Raw genomic sequence first — 14,207 nt, forward strand, 5'->3', positions numbered from 1 at the left:
ATGGCAAGTACAAGAGCAGCAATTCGTTATGCAAAAGCAATTCTAGACTTAGCAAACTCTAAAGGTATTGCCGAAGCTGTAAATAACGACATGAAATCAATTGCTTCGACAATTGGCGGTAATGAAGAATTGAGTACTTTTATTCAAAGCCCAACTATAAAAGTTGAAGTTAAAGAAAGTGCACTTTTAGAAGTTTTTGCAAATATAAATGGTGTAACTAAAGGTTTATTTCATTTATTATTCGAAAACAAAAGATTCGAGATTCTAGAGGCAATTTCTTTAGAATACAGTAAGTTATTTGATGAAGGTAATGGTACAGAAGTAGCAAAAGTTACAACTGCCATTGCAATGGATGCAGATTTAGAAGCTAAAGTTTTAGCTAAAATCGCAACGTTGTCAGATAAAAAAATAACAATTGAAAATGTAGTAGATCCATCAATTATTGGAGGATTTATTTTAAGAATAGGTGATCAACAATACAATGCTTCTGTTGCAAACAGATTGCAGGTATTAAAAAGAGAGTTAAGTAATTAGTTTTATTACACATAAAAGTGTCTAAATTATAAATTTAAGATGGCGGAAATCAAACCTGCTGAAATTTCAGCAATATTAAGAAAGCAAGTAGAAGGTTTTGAATCTGGTGCTACACTAGAGGAAGTAGGAACTGTACTTCAAGTTGGAGACGGTATTGCTCGTATTTACGGGCTATCTAATGTACAATATGGTGAGTTAGTTGAATTTGATAACGGACTTGAAGCTATTGTATTGAACCTTGAAGAAGACAATGTTGGTGTGGTACTTTTAGGACCATCAACTGGAATTAAAGAAGGTTCAACAGCAAAAAGAACACAACGTATTGCTTCTCTTAAAGTAGGTGAGCAAATGGTAGGACGTGTAGTTAATACTCTTGGTTTTCCAATTGATGGAAAAGGACCAATTGGTGGAGACTTATACGAAATGCCTTTAGAAAGAAAAGCACCTGGTGTTATCTTCCGTCAGCCAGTTACTGAGCCATTGCAAACAGGTATTAAAGCTGTTGATGCTATGATCCCGGTTGGTCGTGGACAACGTGAGCTTGTTATTGGTGACCGTCAAACAGGTAAATCAACTGTTTGTATCGATACAATCTTAAATCAAAAAGAATTTTACGATGCAGGAAAACCTGTATTCTGTATATATGTTGCAATTGGGCAAAAAGCTTCAACTGTAGCAGGAATTGCTAAAATGTTAGAAGAAAAAGGTGCAATGGCTTATACAGTTATTGTTGCAGCTAATGCTTCTGATCCGGCTCCAATGCAAGTTTATGCTCCTTTCGCAGGTGCAGCAATTGGAGAATACTTTAGAGATTCAGGTCGTCCGGCACTTATTGTGTATGATGATTTATCTAAACAAGCTGTTGCTTACCGTGAGGTTTCTCTTTTATTAAGAAGACCACCGGGACGTGAAGCATATCCTGGAGACGTTTTCTACTTACACTCTCGTTTATTAGAGCGTGCTTGTAAAGTAATTGCAGATAATGGAATTGCTAAAAACATGAACGATTTACCAGATTCTCTTAAGTCTATCGTAAAAGGTGGTGGTTCATTAACTGCTTTACCAATTATCGAAACTCAGGCTGGTGACGTTTCTGCATATATCCCAACAAACGTAATTTCGATTACAGATGGTCAGATTTTCCTTGATGGAGATTTGTTCAACTCTGGAGTTCGTCCTGCTATTAACGTAGGTATCTCTGTATCTCGTGTTGGAGGTAATGCACAGATTAAATCAATGAAAAAAGTTTCAGGAACTTTAAAGTTAGACCAGGCTCAATTCCGTGAATTAGAAGCTTTCGCTAAATTTGGTTCTGATCTGGATTCAGTTACTTTAAACGTAATTGAAAAGGGAAAAAGAAACGTTGAGATCTTGAAACAAGGTTTAAATGATCCTTATACAGTAGAAAATCAAGTTGCTATTATTTACGCTGGTTCTAAAAACTTATTAAGAAACGTTCCTGTAAATAAAGTAAAAGAATTTGAAGCTGATTTCTTAGCTTACTTAAACAGTAAACATAAAGATACGCTTAACGCGTTGAAAGCTGGTAAATTAGATGACAACATTACTGACGTTATCGAAAAAGCAGCAAAAGAAATTTCAGCAAAATATATCTAATTAGATAATTGGTAAATTAGATAATTAGAAAATGTCTCAACAGACTTTCTAATTGTCTAATTTTCAAATTGTCACATTTTTTTAATCAACTAAATGGCAAATTTAAAGGAAATCCGTAATAGAATTACTTCCGTTTCATCGACGATGCAAATTACATCGGCTATGAAAATGGTTTCTGCTGCAAAGCTTAAGAAAGCACAAGATGCAATCACTGCAATGCGCCCTTATGCCGAGAAATTAACGGAGTTGTTGCAAAACCTTTCGGCTACACTTGATGGTGAAGTTGGAGGAGATTATACAACACAACGTGAAGTAAAAAAAGTATTGCTTGTTGCTATAACTTCAAATAGAGGTTTATGTGGTGCATTTAATACAAATGTAATTAAAGAGATAAAAAACCGTACTGTATTTTATGCAGGAAAACAAGTAGACGTTTTTGCTATTGGTAAAAAAGGAAATGATGTTTTAAGTAAAACGCACAAAGTACACGGTCATCATAATGCAATCTTTGATCATTTAACTTTTGATAATGTTGGTGGAATTGCTGATAATTTAACTGAGAAGTTTTTATCAGGTGAATATGACAGAATCGAATTGATCTACAATCAATTTAAAAATGCTGCGACACAAATCGTTCAGACAGAGCAGTTTTTGCCATTAGCACCAATTAAATCGGATGTTCCTGTTACTGCAGGAGATTATATTTTCGAGCCTTCAAAAGAGGAAATTATATTGACTTTGATTCCAAAATCATTAAAAACACAATTATACAAAGGTATTCGTGATTCATTTGCTTCAGAACACGGAGCGCGTATGACAGCTATGCACAAAGCAACTGACAACGCAACTGAATTAAGAAACCAATTGAAATTGACATACAATAAAGCACGTCAAGCTGCTATTACAAACGAAATCCTTGAGATCGTTGGTGGAGCAGAAGCTTTAAAAGGATAATTTATTCAAGACATACAAAAAGGAGCCGTCTCAAAACATATAATTTGAGACGGTTTTTTATTTGATGATGTTTTGATTTTTATTGGGCTAATTTTGAGTGGAGGCAAAAATTGCCCTTATGCTGCAATTTTCTTCCTTAAGTTGTGACCTAAAGCCATTAATCCGAACTCTAATTCAACTTTTTGAAGTCCTTTTAAAGAAAATCGTCTAAATCCGTTATTATGCTTGAGTTGGGCAAACACAGGCTCTACATCAGCAGAGCGTTGCTTTCTTCTTTGTATTCCTATTTCACTTAGCAGTAATTCCCTTGTCCTTTGTTTATGCCTTTCAAGGTTATGGTTTCGCTCTATACTTCTGTTTCCCTGAGCTTTAAAACATTGACCTCGAAGTGAACAGCCTTCACAGTTTTTGGCCTGATAATGAGATAAGGTTTGGGTGTATCCTGCAGCTGTTGTTTTCTGGTTTTGATGTGTTTTATGCATTTTTTGTCCCATTGGGCATACATAATAATCTTCTTGCTCGTTGTAATGGAGATTTTCTTTGCTAAAAGCCTTGTGTTTCTTTTGGTAGTTTTGATCTTGTTCTTTTTCAAAAGTATTATATTTCACAAAAGCTTTGAGCTTCTTTTGCTCCAGATAATCATAGTTTTCTTCACTTCCATAACCTGCGTCAGTAGTTATCTCTTTTATCTTTTTAAATATTTTCTTGCCGAAGGTTTGTTCCAAATTTTCTAAATGAGGTTTGAGGGTTTTGGTATCGGTCGGATTTTGGTGGATGGTATAATGAACGATGATCTGATTTTGTGTAGATATCTGGGTATTATAAGCTGGCTTGAGCTGCCCGTTTAGCATATGATCTTCTTTCATGCGCATAAAAGTAGCCTGGGTGTCGGTTTTGCTGTAACTGTTTCTTTCCCCTAGAATAGCTTCTTGCTTTTCATACTTTTCAAGATTAGCAGTAAAATTATTTTTTATATAGCGTAATTTTGCTTTTGCTTTAGAACTTGCCTTTTCATTACCGGAGAGTTTTGCATCTATTTTAGCTACAGTTTTCTGAATTATTCTTTACTGATTTCTTTGAATTCTGTTGGTTCCGGGTTTGGACCCTCTTCATTATTGATGCTTTGGGCATATTTCCATAATTCTTCCAACTGAGTCAGCATTTTAGCTTTGTTGGTTTTAATGCTGTTGCCCCACACAAAAGTGTACCTACCAGCCTGAGCTTCTATTTTTGTGCCATCTGTATAAATTTGTTTTAGGTTTACCAGCCCTTCTGATGCAAGCATTAAAACTACCTGCTTGAAGATTTCTTTAAAACTCTCTTTGAGTTTGTCACTTCTAAATCTATTAATTGTATTGTGATCAACAATAGTCATAGAAGTAAGCCACATAAAATTAATATTCTCGCGAAGGGCAAGTTCTATCTTTCGCGAAGAGTAAATATTAGTCATATAAGCATACAACATCACTTTGAGTAACATCTTTGGATGATAACCAGGATTGCCCTCTTTACTGTAGGCTTGTAAAAGAGGCTGGATATTTATTGACTCGACAATCTGATCAACTACTCGAACCGGATGTCCCTGTGGAATTAAATCATCAAACGAATAAGGAAAAAGTACCGTTTGTTGTTGGTTATAATGTTTGAATCTCATATATAATCAGTTACTTAACACTGATTAAATTTACAAAATTGTTAATGAAAATACAAACTAAAAAAAAGTAGCTGACTCAGTTTTGAGACAGCTACTTTTTATTTATATAGTAGTTTAGTTTTTTTGATTTAAAACTTATAAAATGGTGATCCTCAATTTATCCAAAAACTGAGAATCAGTACCATTTTATAAAATTATTTGACAGATTTATCACCTCTGTAGTGCTTTGTCTTTCATGGGAACAAACTAGCTTTATTAGTCCCAATGCTCTGTTTTTTTGAGGGTTACATTTCAGCAGAATCACTCCCTTTTGCTTTGTCTTTCATGGGAACAAACTAGCTTTATTAGTCCCAATGCTCTGTTTTTTTTGAGGGTTACATTTCAGCAGAATCAATCCCTTTGCTTTGTCTTTCGTGGGAACAAACTAGCTTTATTAGTCCCAATGCTTTGCTTTTTTAGAAGGGTTGTATTTTAGCTTTACTCATTCCCTTTGATACAAAGTTAGTATAGAAGTGCTTGGAATAGTTTATACAATTTTTTTTCTTTATTATAGATTTCACACTTGTCCTTATGAAAGCATTATATCAGCGACAATGAAAAAAAAATGAGTATTTTTGACGTCTATTTTTTTATTACAATGAATCTACAAATAAAAGAGCTTACTACGATAGAAGCAATGCTGAGTGAAATTGAAACGATGCGATTTCTGTATCCTAATCTATCTGTTGCAAAATATCATGAATATCTTTCTGATATGGTTCCTCATAACTATATACAGATTGCAGTTTTTGATGAAGATGTTTGTATGGGAATTACGGGGTGTTGGTCTGCGACTAAATTATGGACTGGCAAATATCTTGAAATTGATAACTTTGTAGTAAATCCTAATTTTCGTTCTAAAGGAATTGGAAAACTCCTTACTGATTTTATCGAAAAAAAGGCTTTATATCTTGACTGCAGTTCTATAGTTTTAGATGCTTTTACCGGAAATTTTGCTGCTCATCGCTTTTATTACAATCAGGGTTATGAACCAAAGGGTTTTCATTTTGTTAAAATTCTGGACGAAAAAAAACTTACACAATAAAATAACAAGCCAATTTTTTTATTGAACCTACAAAATCAATAATAAACCAAAGAATTGGTTATTTTTGTTTTACAAACTTTATTATAAAATTATTTTGGGATTATATAAAAATCTGTTCAAACAAACTGCTATTTACGGACTAGCGACGGTATTACCAAGAATGCTAAGTTTTTTATTGGTAAGATTGTATACTGGTATTTTACCAACTGCAGAATATGGCGAGGTTTCGATCGTTTTGTCATGGATGGTTTTCTTTAATGTGGTTCTTTCATACGGAATGGAAACAGCTTTTTTTAGATTCTACAGTGCCGAGGATGATAAGAAAAATGTAATCGCCACTTCGACGATATCAATCTTTTGGTCGTCAATTATTTTCTTATTTGTAGCCTTGATTTTCAGGAATACACTGGCAAATCTTGCGGAAGTTGATGTACAGTATATTACATACACCGTTTGGATCTTAGTTTTGGATGCTTTGGTTTTGATACCTTTTTCTAAACTTAGAGCCAATCAAAGGCCAATGATGTATGCAGCAATTAAAATAGGAAATGTAGTAATCAACTTATTACTGAATATATTTTTCTTAATTTATTTACCTAAACTTGCAGCTTCACATCCTAATTCGGTTTGGGATAATTTGTATGTTGAGAATTTCCAGATCGCTTATATTTTCATAGCCAATCTGTTGGCCAGTTTAGCTACTTTTATAGTGCTGTCACCAAATTATCTTTCACTTGGAAAAAAATTCGATCCCGTACTTTGGAAAAAAATGATGAAATACGGTTTGCCAATTTTGGTTGCAGGACTGGCGTTTGCTGTTAACGAGCATTTTGATAAAATTCTTCTGGGATATTTGTTACCACAAAATCTTGCAAAATCTGAAGTTGGGGCTTACTCTGCATGTTACAAATTAGGTTTGTTTATGGTTTTGTTTGCAACAGCCTTTAGATTAGGAATAGAACCTTTCTTTTTTAGTCATGCAAAAAATGCAAATGCACCACAAACATATGCTGTAATCACAAAATATTTCGTTATTCTGGGTTCCTTAATTTTATTAGGAGTTATTGTTTTTGCAGATGTTTTAAAATATCTTTTGCTTGACAATAAAGCCTATTGGGAAGCGATGAAAGTAGTACCGCTAATTATATTGGCGAACTTCTTTTTAGGAATTTACAACAACTTGTCGGTTTGGTATAAACTAACAGACAAAACAAAAATTGGAGCTTATATTTCTATTGTCGGAGCCGTTATAACATTGGTTTTAAATTATTTTTTAATTCCAAAATACAGCTACTACGGTTCAGCAATTGCAACGATCTCAGCTTACGGAAGTATGATGTTGATTTCTTATATTTTAGGAAACAAATACTATCCAATACCCTATGATATGAACAAAATTGGAGCTTATTTGGGAATTTCAATCGTATTTTCGGCTATTTCTTTTTACGGATTTAGAGAGAATTATTTCGTTGGAGTTCCGTTATTATTAGGATTCATGTATTTTGTGTATCACAATGAAAAAGAGACTATCAAAGGAATTATGAATAGAAAGTAGTTTTACTTTTTAATCTTTTAAAATAAAAAATGAAAATACAAATTATCAACAAATCACAGCACGCTTTACCAAACTACGAAACAATTGCTTCGGCAGGAATGGATCTACGTGCCAATTTAACTGAATCAATTACGTTAAAACCATTAGAAAGAACTATTGTAAAAACAGGACTTTTTATTGAATTACCAATTGGTTACGAAGCACAAGTTAGACCAAGAAGTGGATTAGCGGCGAAAAAAGGAGTAACTGTTTTAAATTCTCCCGGAACTGTTGACGCTGATTATAGAGGTGAAATAGGTGTAATTTTAGTAAATTTATCAAATGAAGTTTTTGTAATCGAAAACGGAGAAAGAATTGCACAATTGATTATTGCCAAACACGAAAGAGCAGAATGGATTGAAGTAGAAGAACTTTCTGAAACTTCAAGAGGCGAAGGCGGTTTTGGAAGTACTGGAGTGAAGTAGTCTTCAGTCTCAGTCTCAGAAATCAGTTTTTGCACTTTGCGTTCTTAAAAATGAAATGAATAAACATAGCAAACTTTGCAAATCCCGATAGCTATCAGGATTGCGAACTTTGCGGTTAAATAAAAAAATACAAATGAAAATAATCGTTCCAATGGCGGGTCGAGGATCAAGACTTAGGCCACATACTTTAACTGTTCCAAAACCATTAATTCCTGTTGCGGGAAAATCTATTGTTCATCGTTTAGTCGAAGACATTGCTGAAATATTAAAAGAACCTATCGAAGAAGTTGCTTTTATTTTGGGAGATCCTGCTTTTTTTGGAGATGATCTTGTAACAAGTTTAGAAGAATTGGCAGGAAGCTTAGGAGCAAAAGCTTCGATCTATCGCCAGGATTTACCATTAGGAACGGGTCACGCTATTATGTGTGCAAAAGATTCTTTATCAGGACCGGCAGTTATTGCGTATGCAGATACTTTGATCAGAGCCGATTTTGAATTAGATCCTTCTGCTGATGCTGTAATTTGGGTAAAACAAGTAGAACAGCCGGAAGCATTTGGTGTAGTAAAATTAAACACTAATAATGAAATCGTAGAATTAGTCGAAAAACCAAAGGAATTCGTAAGTGATCTGGCAGTTATCGGAATCTATTATTTTAAAGAAGTTGGCGATTTGAAAAAAGAACTTCAGGGCGTTTTGGATAACAATATCCAGAATGGGGGAGAATATCAAATCAACGACGGAATCAAAGCGATGATGGCGAACGGTAAAGTTTTTAAAACCGGAAGCGTTGACGAATGGATGGATTGCGGAAACAAAGATGTAACCGTTGAAACGAATTCAAGAATGTTAGGGTTTTTACATAATGATGGAGAACATTTAGTAGATTATGATGTTACATTAGAAAACTCAACGATTATTCCTCCTTGTTATATTGGCGAAAATGTAGTGTTGAAAAATGCAACAGTTGGTCCTAATGTATCTATCGGGAAAGGATGTCATGTTATTGACAGTACTATCAAAAACAGTTTAGTACAAACTTATTCTCAAATAAAAAATGCAAATTTAGACAATGCAATGATAGGAAATCACGTTGTTTATGATGGTAAGTTTACCAGTATCAGTATTGGTGATTATTCAGTTTTAGAATAAATGCAAGTTTAAAGAGATTCGTTTTTGTTTAAAGATTAAATTGTAGAGATGATACAAAAAGGAGTTATAGTTATTTTATTTTTCGTTTTGCTTGGCAATCCAATTTCGGTTATGGCACAGACAGAACCGGAAGATATTGCTATGGCGACTGATGAATATCAAGATGCTTTTTATGAATCATTAAAACAAAAAGGAATTGAAAATTATGATAAAGCCATTACCTCATTAGAGAAATGTGTTAAACTAAAACCTAATGATGCCGTTGCTTATTTTGAATTAGGCAAAAATTATCTGTCCTTAAAAGATTATCGGGATGCACAGGACTCGTTTGAAAAAGCGACACAATTAGATCCAAAAAACAAATGGTATTGGTTAGGGATTTACGATGTAAGTTATGAAACCAAGAATTATCCTTTGGCAATTGAGACAATTCAAAAAATAATTGCTTTTGATGAAGAGTATAAAGACGATTTGATTTCGTTGTACATGATCACCAATCAATTTGATAAGGCGTTGGTGACTATCAATGAAATGAATGATAAATTCGGGAAATCAGAAGATCGCGATCGTTATAAATTGCAGATTTTATCTCAGGGAAAGTATCAGAATGCTGAAATAGCTAATTTGACTGATCAGATCAAGCAACATCCAAAAGAAGAATCGAATTATTTGAACCTGATTTTTTTATATTCGAAATCAGAGGAAACCGATAAGGCTTTAGAGGTAATGAAACAATTGGCAAAAGAAATTCCGAACTCTGAATGGGCTCAAGTCAGTATGTTTAAAGTATATCTTGATGCCAACCAGGCTGATAAAGCTATTAAGTCGATGAATATGATTTTGTCAAGCCCAAAAATTGATTTAAAAATAAAGCATCGTACATTGAATGAATTTTTGATTTATGTGAATAAAAATCCGCAATACGCTCCGGATCTAGAAAAAGCAATTGCTTATTTCGATAATGATAAAGAAGTAGATGTTGCAAAAGAAATAGGAAAATTTTATCATATTAAAGGTCAGTATGAAAATGCAATCAAGTATTATGAGAAAGATTTAAAAGCAAATTCAGATACAGATCGTGAAACCAATTTGTTGTTACTTGAAGTCTATACATTGGCAAAACAATACGAGCCAATGACAAAAAGAGCAATGAATATGATCGAAGTATATCCAAGCCAGCCTCAGTTTTATTATTATGCCGGTTTAGGAAATAATCAGTTAAAACAATTTAAAAACGCAAAAACCGTTTTAGAAATGGGCCTGGATTATGTAGTGGATGATAATACGCTCGAAGCAAATTTTAATATTCAATTAGGAGAGGCTTATAATGGTTTGGGAGATGCTAAGAAAAAAGAGGAATACTTTTTGAAGGCAAATGAGTTATTAAAGAAAAAAAAGTAAATTCAGATGAAAAGATATATAGCATTAGTATTGGTAACTGCTTTTATGGTTTCTTGTAAATCAAAGGCTGTTGCGGTACAAAATAATAACGACACAAAGGAAGTTATTACAAAAGTAGACAGAAAAGCAATTGACAAACATTATGATAATAAGTTAGATTTTTCGACTTTATATATAAAAGCAAGTGCAAAATATGCTGATGAAAAACAAAGCCAAAATGTTACGGCAGATATTAGAATCGAAAAAGACAAACAAATTTTAGTGAGTGTTCGTTTTTTGGGAATTACAATGGCAAAGGCCTTGATAACACCAACATCTGTAAGTTATTATGAAAAAATAAACAGTACTTATTACGATGGTGATTTTAGCAGTTTAAGCAAATGGCTAGGTACTGAATTAGATTATAGTAAAGTTCAGAATTTATTAGTTGGAGAAGCGCTTGATGATTTAAGAAAGGGAAAATATGCGCAAACAATTGTTGAAAACCTTTTTAAACTGGAAGATGAAAAAGAGGCTAGTATAAAAAAATCCTTCTATTTAGATGCGGATAAATATTTAGTGCAAAAAGAAGAGATTTCTCAACCATCAGAAAACAGATTGTTGCAAATTTCATACGCTGACAGCAAAACTTATAATCAGGGAATACTTCCTACGAGTATTGAGATTAGTGCAATTCAGCCAAAAGGAAAAACGAATATTAATTTGAATTACAATACCATTTCGTTTAATGAAGAACTTTCTTTTCCTTATAGTGTGCCAAGTGGTTATAAAAAAGTTATAATTAAGTAAATTTGCAAAAAGAAAATATAAACATGCCAAAATTTCTCCTAAGTCTAATTTTTATATGTGCCACTACATTTATGTGGGCGCAAGATTCGCAACAAGAAAAACTTGAACAGCGTAAAGCTCAGATTCAACAGGAAATTAGAGATAATGAAAAAATGCTGCAGTCTGTAAAGACAAAAGAAAAATCAGCAGTAAATGTTTTTTTGATTCAGGCAAATAAAATTAAACTGAAAGAGAAACTGATTAATACTACAGCAAAACAAGAGAAACTTTTAAGTAATGATATGTATATTAATCAGGTTAAGGTTAATAAACTAAAAAAGGAACTGGAAGTACTAAAAGCAGATTATGCAAAAATGATTTTAAAATCTTATAAAAGCAGATCTGAACAAAGCAGGGCAATGTTTATTTTATCTTCAGAAAGTTTTTTGCAAGCGTATAAAAGAGCACAATATTTAAAACAATATACCAATTTTAGAAAAAATCAAGGTCTTGAAATTCAATCAAAAACAGCGCAATTAGTTGATTATAATTCCAAACTGGATGGACAAAGAAAGGTTAAGAAAAAAATTATTGTTGAAAATGAAAAGGAAAAACAAAGTTTAGAAGTAGAGAAACAAGAACAGCAAAAGATTGTTAACTCTCTTAAGAAAGATAAAAATAAAATTATTGCCGATACAAAATCGAAACAACAGGAATCGAGAAGAATCGATGCTAAAATTAAGGAGCTTATCCGTGAACAAATTAGATTAGCCAATCAAAGAGCCGAAGAAGAAAGACGTAGGAGAATTGCAGAAGGAAAAGCCAGTGAAGCAGAGAAAGCAGAGTCAGCAGCACCTAAAAGTTATTCATCAGATAGAATTACATTAACTCCGGAAGGTAAAATTTTAGCTGCAGATTTTAAAGCAAACAGAGGAAAACTGCCTTGGCCGGTAGAAAAAGGATTTATATCACTTGGTTATGGAGATCAGCCCCATCCGATATATCCAACACTTACTGTTCATAATTCAGGAGTAGAGATTACGACTGAACAAGGAGCAAGTGCACGTGCAGTATTTGAAGGAGTAGTATCAAAAGTTATCGCCTTGTCTCCTGTAAACAGAGCTGTTTTTATTCAGCATGGAGATTACTTTACAGTATATCAAAACCTAAGTCAGGTATCTGTTGAACAAGGTGATAAAGTAAAAGTGAAACAAGTTATTGGAAAAGTAAGAACTAGTGGAGATACAGGAAAAACAATTATTAAGTTTCTGATCCTTCAAAATACATCAAATAACAATCCGGAAGGATGGCTGCAAAACAGATAGTAGAGCATCTAAAAGGTTAAAATATACAATAAGCCAATTGATTTGAGCTTTAAAAAAATCCTTTTCACCAGCATCAAACTGGCGAAAAGGATTTTTTATTTTTTAATTGCTTACGTTATCTGGATTCTGAATTAATGCAGGATTAGAGTCAAGATCATATCGTGGGATCTTAAATAAGAAATTCTTAGAAGGAATAAATTGCAGCGGATTGTTCACATACATATTAATCTTATTGTCATTTCCCCACTTCACATGATTCGAAACATTTTTACCAATACGATTCGTTCTCAATTCATCAAAAAACAAAACACCTTCACCAACAAATTCCCATCCTCTCTCTATGTAAATAGCATCTGCAAAATCTTCTTTGCTTAAACCTGGTGTCAGATCAGGCAAATTTGCCCTGTTTCGTATTCTGTTGATATAAGTATAAGCAGCTGCCGGTCCGTTGATTTCATTCTCTGCTTCGGCATAATCTAACAATACATCAGCATATCGAATTGCATAAGAATTTGTCTGAGGTTTTTTTAATGAGGCAGAACTTTCTGTACGGTCATAAAATTTTAGATTTCCGGGTGAGGCAGTTTTCCATCCTTTAGATCCCGGAAAAAAACCTTTGTCTTCAGGTACAAATTCTATCGTTTGTATAATATGGCTCGAATTTCCTTTTTCAGTTACATTTACACGTGTTAAAAAGCTGCCCTCTTTTCGTGTGTCATCATTACTATAAGAAAGGTAATGTTGTATTGATGGACCAAATCTATGGTACATATAACAGCCAAGAGTAGTTTCGGTTATGTTTACACCAAACATTACATGATTGTTATTGAATTCATTTTCTACAGATCCATATTGGAGTTCAAATACAGATTCCATTCCGTTTTTGTTATTAGTATTCCACCAAAACCAAAGATCTTTAAAATTAGGCTGTAAGTTATATTGACTGGACTGAATTACTTTACCACAATAATCTTTAGATTTCTGGAAATACGATTTATCACCCGTCATGCCACCTCTGGTTAAATATAAATCACCAAGTAAGGCTTGTGCGGCTCCTTTTGATGCTCTCCAGATATTCCCATTTTTATAATCAGATTTCAGAGGTAAATTTTCTTCGGCATATTCCAGATCGGCGATGATATAAGCATACGTTTCATCCGTTGTTTTTCTTGCAATAGCGAGGTTTTTAAGCCCTTCTGTAAAAGTTTCAGGAATAGGGACACCACCATACATACGTACTAAATTATAATAGGTGGCAGCTCTCAGGAAACGGGCTTCTGCAAAATATTGCTTTTTTAAATTCTCGTCCATTTCAACATTTGCGCCTCTGCCAATAACCAGGTTCGCTCTGTTAATGATGTTGTAAGCATCATCCCAATTTGTAATCACCATTTTATCTGAATTATTCATATCAGACCACACATTCCAAAGTTGTGCATCGTCTTTTGCATAAGCCGGAGAACCAAATTCAGTTAATACCTCTAAATACATGATGTATTTATAATAACCATTAAATCCATTTTGATAACCATCATATACACCAACAAGTGCTGTATTTAGTTCTTCGGCATTTTTATAGTAATTGGCCGGAGATAAAAAAGTATACGGTTCTTCGTTTAGGTCTGTGCATTGCGAAAAAAACAATACCGCACAACCTGAAAAGATATATTTTAGAAATTTCATTTTTATATATTTTTAGAA

Annotated in this window: 11 protein-coding genes and 1 pseudogene; 10 read left to right on the forward strand and 2 right to left on the reverse strand. The window is 33.4% G+C overall.

Annotation, left to right across the window (positions count from 1 at the left end; genetic code table 11):
• The 3 genes from atpH (at position 1) to atpG (ending at position 3,105) form a co-directional block, all read left to right on the forward strand.
• Positions 1-534, forward strand: a complete 534-nt coding sequence (atpH, locus tag QLQ94_RS05280) for an ATP synthase F1 subunit delta (RefSeq protein ID WP_271335067.1) — start codon at positions 1-3, stop codon at positions 532-534.
• 39 nt (positions 535-573) lie between these two features.
• On the forward strand, positions 574-2,151 hold the full coding sequence (atpA, locus tag QLQ94_RS05285) for a F0F1 ATP synthase subunit alpha (RefSeq protein ID WP_271335068.1): 1,578 nt from the start codon (positions 574-576) through the stop codon (positions 2,149-2,151).
• 93 nt (positions 2,152-2,244) lie between these two features.
• Positions 2,245-3,105, forward strand: coding sequence for an ATP synthase F1 subunit gamma (gene atpG / locus QLQ94_RS05290; protein WP_271335069.1), 861 nt, complete (start codon positions 2,245-2,247; stop codon positions 3,103-3,105).
• 116 nt (positions 3,106-3,221) lie between these two features.
• On the opposite strand, the pseudogene QLQ94_RS05295 reads toward atpG, so the two are convergent.
• Positions 3,222-4,759: pseudogene (locus tag QLQ94_RS05295) on the reverse strand (IS1182 family transposase).
• Between the two features lie 637 nt (positions 4,760-5,396).
• On the opposite strand from QLQ94_RS05295, the gene QLQ94_RS05300 reads away from it, so the two are divergent.
• From QLQ94_RS05300 to QLQ94_RS05330, 7 genes are all read left to right on the forward strand, one after another.
• Positions 5,397-5,843: a GNAT family N-acetyltransferase gene (locus QLQ94_RS05300; protein ID WP_271335070.1), complete on the forward strand. Its 447-nt coding sequence runs from the start codon at positions 5,397-5,399 to the stop codon at positions 5,841-5,843.
• A gap of 94 nt (positions 5,844-5,937) precedes the next feature.
• The gene (locus QLQ94_RS05305; RefSeq protein ID WP_482499292.1) at positions 5,938-7,398 is read left to right on the forward strand and encodes a lipopolysaccharide biosynthesis protein; all 1,461 of its coding nucleotides are present in this window, start codon (positions 5,938-5,940) and stop codon (positions 7,396-7,398) included.
• Between the two features lie 29 nt (positions 7,399-7,427).
• Positions 7,428-7,862: a dUTP diphosphatase gene (gene dut, locus QLQ94_RS05310; RefSeq protein WP_041519815.1), complete on the forward strand. Its 435-nt coding sequence runs from the start codon at positions 7,428-7,430 to the stop codon at positions 7,860-7,862.
• 133 nt (positions 7,863-7,995) lie between these two features.
• On the forward strand, positions 7,996-9,012 hold the full coding sequence (locus QLQ94_RS05315) for a sugar phosphate nucleotidyltransferase (RefSeq protein WP_271335071.1): 1,017 nt from the start codon (positions 7,996-7,998) through the stop codon (positions 9,010-9,012).
• 48 nt (positions 9,013-9,060) lie between these two features.
• Complete coding sequence (locus tag QLQ94_RS05320; protein WP_482499293.1) at positions 9,061-10,413, forward strand: tetratricopeptide repeat protein; 1,353 nt, start codon at positions 9,061-9,063, stop codon at positions 10,411-10,413.
• A 6-nt stretch (positions 10,414-10,419) separates the two neighbouring features.
• The gene (gene lolB1, locus QLQ94_RS05325; protein ID WP_271335073.1) at positions 10,420-11,202 is read left to right on the forward strand and encodes a lipoprotein insertase outer membrane protein LolB1; all 783 of its coding nucleotides are present in this window, start codon (positions 10,420-10,422) and stop codon (positions 11,200-11,202) included.
• Positions 11,203-11,225: 23 nt separating this feature from the next.
• Positions 11,226-12,506: a murein hydrolase activator EnvC family protein gene (locus QLQ94_RS05330; RefSeq protein WP_271335074.1), complete on the forward strand. Its 1,281-nt coding sequence runs from the start codon at positions 11,226-11,228 to the stop codon at positions 12,504-12,506.
• A 102-nt stretch (positions 12,507-12,608) separates the two neighbouring features.
• Here QLQ94_RS05330 and QLQ94_RS05335 read toward each other — a convergent pair whose 3' ends face one another.
• Positions 12,609-14,189 carry a RagB/SusD family nutrient uptake outer membrane protein gene (locus tag QLQ94_RS05335; protein ID WP_271335075.1) on the reverse strand — a complete coding sequence of 527 codons (1,581 nt, stop codon included), beginning with the start codon at positions 14,187-14,189 and terminating at the stop codon, positions 12,609-12,611.
• Positions 14,190-14,207: the final 18 nt, after the last annotated feature.

It is taken from the genome of Flavobacterium sp. B114r, assembly GCF_056824125.1.